Source organism: bacterium (genome assembly GCA_019912885.1).
Taxonomy (GTDB): Bacteria; Lernaellota; Lernaellaia; order JACKCT01; family JACKCT01; genus JAIOHV01.
The window spans coordinates 1-8,315 of record JAIOHV010000058.1; the positions used below are offsets into that span (position 1 = coordinate 1).

The following is an 8,315-nucleotide window of genomic DNA, read 5'->3' on the forward strand; positions in this document are numbered from 1 at the left end:
CCGCCGGCCGCCAGGCGTTCCGCCGACGCGCGCGCGCCGTCGGGCGCAATCGCCTCCACGCGCACCGTCGCGGCGGCAGCGTCGCCCGCGAGGCGCACGCGAACGGCGACGTCGCCCGTCGCGAAATCGGGTTCGACGCGATAGCGCTCCACATACGCGCGGCCCGCGCGCTCGATCCACACGGGCTGCCAGATGCCCGAAACGGTCTCGTACCAGATCGCGTACGGCTCGCCGAAAAGCGCCTGCTTGCCGCGCGGGCGCGTGCCGTCGTTGCGGTCCTCGACGCGCACCACGAGCACGTTGTCGTCCTCGAGCAAATCGGTGACGTCGAACGAAAACGGCGTGTAGCCGCCGAAATGCTCGCCGATATATTCGCCATTCAGCCACATCATCGCGTGATAGTCGACGGCGCCGAAGTGCATCAGCGCGCGTTCCTCCGCGGATTTTTCGTACGCGAAGGATCGCGCGTACCACATCACCGCCGGCGGATCGTTTTCCGCGACGCCGGACGCCTCCGATTCGACGCAATACGGCACGACGATCGTTTGCGCGAAATCGGGATTGGCAAACCACGCCTCGTCGAGCCCGACGTTTTCGGGATCGAAGGCGAAGTCCCACGCGCCCTCGAGCGAAAGATGATCCTCGCGCACGAAATCCGGCCGCGGAAAGTCGCCGAGCACCTCAATGGTCGGAGCGTCGTCGTCCGTGTCGTTGTCCGCGTCGTCATCGTCGTCCGAGGTGGCGTCGTCATCGTTCGCGGAAGGCGGGGGATGGTCGTCGTCATCGGAGGCGGCGCAGCCGAGTGAGAGGAGAAGCGCGAACAGAGCGGAGAATAGGAAAAGGCGGTCGGTGGTCATTCAGGGAGATCCTTCGCTTCGCTCAGGATGACAGCGCAAGCGTTAGCGCCAATTGGCAAACGCTGCAATCGGCGGTCTTTGCCCGCGCGCGTCCATCGCGGGGTTGAATCCGCGCGCCCGCGTGCCGATGATAGGCGGCTTTGCTTGTCGGGTGGGACGCATGAGGCGAGGGCGAAAATTCGTTGCGGCGGCGGAGTGCGCTCTTTTGCTCGTCCTCGGATGGTCGGGTGCGCGTGCGTTTGGCGTGCTTTCGCGGTATCCGCGTTTTTTGAGCCTCACCGTCCGGACCGGCGAGAACTTCGCCGTCGTTTTCGACACCGCGATCGACGCGCAAACGCGCGATGCGGAAACGTTTGGCGCCGTCGACACCGCGACCGGCGATCCCGCTGCCGGGGCGCTCTCGTTTGCGTCATGCGGAACGATACGGACGATCGGAACACGGTGTACGCGATCGACGATGCCGACAACCGCGGCGGACCCCAATTTTCGGAGCGAGTTGTGATGGCCGTGTCCGCGCGCGCCGAAAGGAATTCGCTCAAACGCTTCCCATTGCCTCCTGGCCGTTCTGGTGGCGCGAGCCTTTACCTCCTTCGCGTGGCGATCGTCCTTTTGATCATGGCGCGGCTTATGTTTTCGGATCTTCAGGAAGGGTTCGACGGGCCGAGTGACGCGGAGGTGGAAGTCGAGCGCTTCACGCTATTGATGACCGCGTTCCACGGCTTGATAAACAGACTTTTTCCGTTCATCGCGATTCTCCTGGTGTATCCCGTTCGTCAATTCCGGCGATTGTCGCCGATATCCCGTGCCGCCATCGCCGCCGCATTTTTTCTGGCGACCGGCCTTTGCGCGCGCGGCGCGCTTCGCGCGGCGTGGGGGACGGCGCCCGTACCGCCACGTCTCGAATGGGCGTGTGTTTATATGGCGGCAAACCTCGTGATGATGATCGTGTTCCTGGGGGAGCGGTCGTCCCGAACGCGCCGCCGCATCCTGTCCGCCTCCCGCAACGCGATAGGCGCGGCAGATTTCCTGGCGCCGGGCCTTTTGTATGCCGCGTATGCCGCGACGCAAAAGCGCCCGATGCCGCTCTTCCGCGTCGCCCCACTGGCTGTCGTTGGCTTCGCGCTTTTCGGTGCGGTTCTGGCCGAATCCGGCTCGCGATCAACCGAGATCCTTCATCGAACGCCACCGGGCGCCCGTCGCATCGATTTTGCGAATCAGGCGTCGCTCCACGACATCGCCGTGACGCGCGACGCCAGGACAGTCTTCGCTGCCGCCAACGTCAGCGTCATTCGTTACGACCTTGAAACCGATCGATCGACCCAGACGCCGATCGTGGAAATATTCGAGTTAAGCCCCGGTTTCAAAAGCTTTGCGATCGATGACGATGAGCAAACGATTATTTACACGCGATACCGCGATGGAAAAGTCCTTCTCGCGTTTTTTGACGCTAACACGATGGCGTTTCGGGAGAGTCGATGGTTTCCGTTACGCCATGAAGGCTACGTCGATAACGGCTCGCTGATCTGGGATACCCGGCGCGGCATTCAGGCGGCGATCTACGAAGGCTTAATTGTCCGTCTGTCGCGCGGACTTGAGGGCTTGACGCACAAGTTCAATATCGGACTCTGCATGGACACCGACCTGGACCCGGTGCGCCGCCGGCTTTACACCGTCTGCACGGAACCCGCCACGGGATCGGTCATCGCCAGCGACGCGGACTCCCTGCGAACCGTCGAGCGAATTGCATTGCCGCGATTGGGCCAGCGCATCTCGCTCGACGCGAAACGGGACCGCTTGTTCGTGACGTTTCCATTTGAAGGCGTCATTCGCGTATTGGACCTTGCAACCTTTACACTGCACGAAACGATTTCTTCCGTGGTTGGCGTTCGCACGAACTACGTTGCCGCGGAAGAGCGCCTGCTGTTTGCCGGCGGAATCGGGCCGTTTGTCGAGGTGTTCGATGCCGACACATTCGAGCTTGTCGATCGTCTTCCGGCGCCGGCTTGGCAGCGCGATATTGTCTACATTCCCCAACGGCGCACGTTGCTCGTCTCGTCGCAATCCGGTCTTTACGCCCTGACGTTGCCACGAACGACTGCGTACCGTCGCCTTGTCGCCAAAGTCGATCCCTTCTTTCTTGCCTTACGCGTCGCCGTTCCCCTGGTTCTTAAGGTGAAAAACCTTCGAATCGTGCCTGACCCGAACCATATCCCGCTTCAAGGTGTCAACCCCGTCTCGCTGCGGCGTGTTGAGCACGATGAACTTCATTGATAATCCGCGCTCGGCCGCCGCGGTCCGGACCGATGACGACGATTCGCCGGACGGCGACGAAAACGGTTGTTGCGGCTGCTGAAGCCGCGCACCGCGGCGCCGGTTGTTTTCGCGCGCCAAACCGAAATAGAGACGAGGCGGTAAAGCGCTGCGTTTGACAATGATCGCGTGCGCTGTGTGGTCATTGGAAGGAGATCCTTCGCTTCGCTCGGGATGACAAACACGTGCTTGGGATGCCACGACACCGAAAACGACTAGCACGTTGTCGCGCTGAGCGCAGCGAAGGGTCTTTGCGGATTTCCACAGGGCGCGCGATTGCCACGCCGACCGTTCGCGGTGAAAATCCCGCGCGAAGGACGGAGCCGTCGAAATTCCTCGTTCGGTCCGAAAAGAAAAATACCTTGCGCTCGCGTGCCCGCTCGCAAATATTCCGGCGCCGCGTCAAGAAAACCCTCGTGGTTGTAGCGGTGCTGTTCGCCGGCGTGTTGATCTTCACCCAATTCACCCGCACGCGCACCGACTACGAAAACTGGATGAACAATGAGCCCGCGCAGAACCAGGACAGCTTCGCTTTTCCCACACCGCTCACATGCCGCGAGCGGCCGCACCCGGACAGCGGCGCGATGCACCGCGTCGTGCGCAACGAATACGGCATGCGGCAGGGGCGGCGCCTGGAGGCGACGAAGGCACCGGGCGTCACGCGTATCGGCATCTTCGGCGATTCGTACGTCGAAAACATCGATGTCCATGTCGCATTCGCGTTCACGCAGCCGCTCGATTATCTGCTGAACGCGCTGATTTCCCCGATCGACAGCCCCGCCCGGACGAGCCGCGACCCGGAGGAAGCGGGTCACGGCGGCGGCTTCGAAATCCTGAACTTCGGCTCCTACGGCTTTGGGCCGGACCAGTCGTACGCCCGCTACCTCGCGCAGGGAACCGCGCTCGATCTCGATTACGTCGTTTACCTGTTTTACGACAACGACATCGCCGACATCTGCCGCCATCGCGCGTTCGACATCGACGAGCACGGGCGGCCGGCCGCGATTACCCAAAACCCGGGGCCGATCTGCTCGACGCACACGACCTGCCTTCTTCGCGACCTGCTGGACCGGTACGAGATGCGTGGATGGAAGCCCGCGGGCAATCCGTGGGCCGATCCGCCCGCGCTCGGCGCCGATCCCGGCAACCGGCCCCCATCGTATGGCCCGTGGATGCGCCCCGGCACAAGCGAGCGCGCGTGCCTGCGTTTCGCGCGGCCGATCTTCGCTCGGATCCTTGACGCGTGGAACGCCGCGGTCGCGCGCCAGGGCGGGCGCTTTGCCGTCGCGCTCACGCCCGAGCGGCTCGCGCCGCGCCACGAAAAACCGTTCCGCCGCGGCGTGCTGGACCGGCTCGACGCGATGGAGATTCCCGCGCTCGACCTGACGCCGAAGTTCGCGATGCGGAGCAAGGAGACGGGTCTTAAACTTCGCTTCGACAACGACCACCACTTCGACGAGGCGGGCAATCGGCTCGCCGCGGCCGAGATGTTCCGCTTCCTCGTCGCCGTCATGCGCCTGCGCCAGCCGGGCGACGAGGCCGTGGACGCGGCGCTCGCGGAATATTACAGCGCGTTCCGCTCGCACGCGGCGGGCACGACGCTCAACCTCGACGAACGCACCGCCGGACCCGAGACGATCCGCGCGATCCGCCGCGAATACCTCGGCAGCGAAATCCATTTCGCCCCGCGGCTTTGCGCCCCCGGCGACGACCCGCTCGCGGAATTTCAATCGCAGGGGGATTAAAAAATCCGGCGGTGGTTGTTTTCGCGTCGCGAACGGGAATAAATAGCGCGTCCCCGATTTCATCGTCGCGCCGCGCCGGGTAATCATGAGCGAAACATCGCAGGAACAGGTTGAGGCGTTCATCGCCAAATGGAGCAACGCCGCGCCCGGCGAGCGTGCGCAAAAGGATCATTTCTTTCTCGATATGTGCGCGGCGCTCGGCGTCGATCCGCCCGATCCGCGGCGCGGCGCGCACGAAAACTACCGCTTCGAAAAGCTCGTGAAGTTGGAACGCGGCGACGGCGAAACGCACGGCAGCATCGACTTCTACAAGCAGGGGTGCTTTGTCATCGAGGCCAAGCAGGGCAGCGAGGCCGGCGACCTGTTCGTCGGCACGGCGCGGCGCGGCACGGCCGGCTGGGACAAGGCGATGCGCAAGGCGTTCGGCCAGGCGAGGGAGTACGCCCACGCGCTGCCCGAGGGCCTGCCGCCGTTTCTGATGACGTGCGACATCGGCAACTGCTTCGAGGTGTGGACCGCGTTCACCGGCAACTACGCGGGCTACGGCGCGCGCCGCACGATCGAACTGGCCGATCTCGCCGACCCGAAGGTGCGCGAATTCTTCGTCAAGGTCTTCACCGATCCCTACGACCTGGACCCCGCGCGGCACGCGCAGCGCGTCACGCGGAAGGTCGCGGCCAAGCTCGCCGACCTTGCCCGCGCGCTCGAAAAAAACGGCAACGATCCCGAATTGACCGCGCAGTTCCTGATGCGCTGCCTGTTCACCATGTTCGCCGAGGACGTGGGCCTGTTGCCCGAAAATCTCTTCACGCGCGCCGTCGAGGAACGTTGGATCGAAAAGCCGCATCTGTTCCCCGCGCAGGTTCAGCAGCTCTGGCGTGCGATGAACGACGGCGCCTCGTTCGGCTACGAGGCGAAGCTGCTGCGTTTCAACGGCGGCCTGTTCGCGAACACCAACGCCATCGCCATGACCGCCGATCAGCTTCGCCTGCTGCTCGACGCGGCCAAGTGCGACTGGGCCGCGGTGGAGCCGACCATTTTCGGCACGCTGCTGGAGCGCGCGCTCGATCCCTACGAGCGGCAGAAACTCGGCGCGCACTTCACCCCGCGCGAATACATCGAGCGTCTCGTGCGTCCGGCGGTCATCGAACCGCTCAGGGCCGAATGGGAAATCGCGCAGGCCGAAGCCCAGGGGCATCTCAAAAAGGAAGACGACGCGGAGCCGACGGCCTTGGATCGCAAAAAGGCGGCGGGCGTCATCCGCGCGTTTCACGACAGACTCGTCCACACGCGCGTGCTCGACCCCGCGTGCGGATCCGGAAACTTTCTTTACGTCACGCTCGATCTGTTCAAGCAGATCGAGTCGGAAATCCTCCGCGAGCTATCCGACCTCGGCGTCGCGCAGGCCGCGCTCGAAATCAAGGGGCGGATGGTCAACCCGGGACAGTTCCTGGGCATCGAGATCAACCCGCGCGCCCGCGAGATCGCCGACCTCGTGCTGTGGATCGGCTACCTGCAATGGCAAAAGCGCGAGGCCGACCGCCTGGCGCGCGAGACCAAACACGCCGTGCAGATCCCCGAGCCGGTGCTGCGCGATTACAAGAACATCGTCTGCCGCGACGCCGTGCTCGACTACGACGGCGCGCCCGTTCCGCGCCTTGGCCCGGACCAGAAACCGGTGTCGGTCTGGGATATGCGCACCTACAAGACGCACCCCATAACGGGCAAACCGGTGCCGGATGAAAACGCGCGCGTACCGGTCATGGATTACATCAACCCGCGCCCCGCGAAGTGGCCCGAGGCGGATTACGTGGTCAGCAATCCGCCGTTTATCGGCAACTGGCGGATGCGGCAGGCGCTTGGCGAAGGCTACGCCGAGGCCGTGCGAAGAGCGTATCCGAACGTGCCGGAGAGCGCCGATTACGTCATGTATTGGTGGGAAAAGGCCGCGGAGCTCGTCCGTGCGGGAAAGGTGCGCCGTTTCGGTTTCATCACGACCAACAGCCTGCGTCAATCTTTCGCGCGCCGCGTGATTGCCCGCCACATCGAGGAAAAACCGCCGCTGAGCCTTGCGTTCGCCATCCCCGACCACCCGTGGGTCGAAAGTGCCGACGGCGCGGCTGTGCGTATCGCGATGACGGTCGGCGAGGCGGGGAGAAACCCCGGCAAACTGCTACGAGTAACATCCGAAAAAGAAACGGGCGGCATCGCGCGCGAAGTCTCGTTCACGCAACAATCCGGTTTGCTCAACGCGGACTTGACTGTCGGCGTGGATGTGACGGCGGCTATTTTGCTGGAGGCAAACGCTAACCTCGCGAATCGCGGCGTATGTTTGTTCGGCGCGGGTTTCATCGTAAATCAAATCGAAGCGGTAACACTCGGGCTCGGTAGGATTGCCGGACTGGAGGCGCACATTCGTCCGTATTTGAACGGCAAAGACCTAATGCAAAAAACTCGAAATGTTCGCGTTATCGATATTTTCGGTTTGGAAATCGAGGAAGTAAGAGAGAAATTTCCCGCCGTCTATCAGTGGGTCTTAGAGCGAGTCAAACCTGAACGCGATACGAATAAACGCGCGATTCGTAAAAAAAACTGGTGGATTTTTGGGGAACCGAATCCGAAACTTCGCCAAATGCTCGACGGTCTCCCGCGCTATATCGCGACGACGGAAACATCCAAACACCGCGTCTTTCAATTTCTCGATGCGGAGATTCTGCCGGACAACATGCTCGTCTGCGTTGCGCTCGACGACGCCTGGTTTCTCGGTGTGATGTCGAGTCGAACGCACGTGACGTGGGCGTTGGCGGCCGGCGGCCGCTTGGGCGTCGGCAACGATCCCCGCTATAACAAGACGCGCTGTTTCGACCCCTTCCCCTTTCCCGACCCGCCCGGCGACATCAAGGCGCGCATTCGCGATCTCGGCGAGCGGCTGGATGCGCATCGCAAGCGCGTGCAGGCGGAGCACCCGGACGTGACGCTGACGGGGATGTACAACGCGCTCGAACGGCTGCGGGAATTCGATCGGGAAAAAGCGGTACGGGCGGCGAGCGCCGGCTCCGTTGAGACGGCCACGCGCGCTTGTCACCCTGAGCGGAGCGAAGGGTCTCCGGCGTTGACCGAAAAGGAGCGCGCGTTCCACGAAAAGGCGCTTGTCGGCGTACTGAAGCAAATCCACGACGAGCTCGATGACGCCGTGGCCGACGCCTACGGCTGGCCGCGCGATCTTTCGGACGAGGAGATTCTGGAAAGGCTCGTCGCGCTCAATGGCGCGCGCGCGGAAGAGGAAAAGCGCGGCGTCGTCCGCTGGCTGCGTCCCGAGTTCCAGAACCCGGCCGGCGCCACGCCCGCGCACCAGCCGGCGCTGACCGGCGTGCCCGCGGCCGCGAAGGCCGTCGTGCCCGCG

The 8,315-nt window shown here is 63.5% G+C and carries 4 protein-coding genes; 3 read left to right on the forward strand and 1 reads right to left on the reverse strand.

Annotation, left to right across the window (positions count from 1 at the left end; all coding sequences use genetic code 11):
- A partial coding sequence (locus K8I61_05090) for a hypothetical protein (protein MBZ0271389.1) occupies positions 1–857 on the reverse strand: 857 nt, incomplete at its 3' end.
- A gap of 936 nt (positions 858–1,793) precedes the next feature.
- Between K8I61_05090 and K8I61_05095 the strand changes: the two genes are divergently transcribed.
- The 3 genes from K8I61_05095 to K8I61_05105 all read left to right on the forward strand — a co-directional run.
- A complete protein-coding gene (locus tag K8I61_05095) occupies positions 1,794–3,128 on the forward strand; it encodes a hypothetical protein (protein MBZ0271390.1) in 1,335 nt (444 codons plus the stop codon).
- Positions 3,129–3,529: 401 nt separating this feature from the next.
- Positions 3,530–4,912, forward strand: a complete 1,383-nt coding sequence (locus tag K8I61_05100; protein ID MBZ0271391.1) for a hypothetical protein — start codon at positions 3,530–3,532, stop codon at positions 4,910–4,912.
- A gap of 85 nt (positions 4,913–4,997) precedes the next feature.
- The coding region (locus K8I61_05105; protein ID MBZ0271392.1) for a class I SAM-dependent DNA methyltransferase at positions 4,998–8,315 on the forward strand (3,318 nt) is incomplete at its 3' end.

What these genes read in the sequence shown, in the direction of transcription:
- K8I61_05095 (MBZ0271390.1), top strand. Translation starts at nt 1,794, where the DNA reads ATGATGATCGTGTTCCTGGGGGAGCGGTCGTCCCGAACGCGCCGCCGC.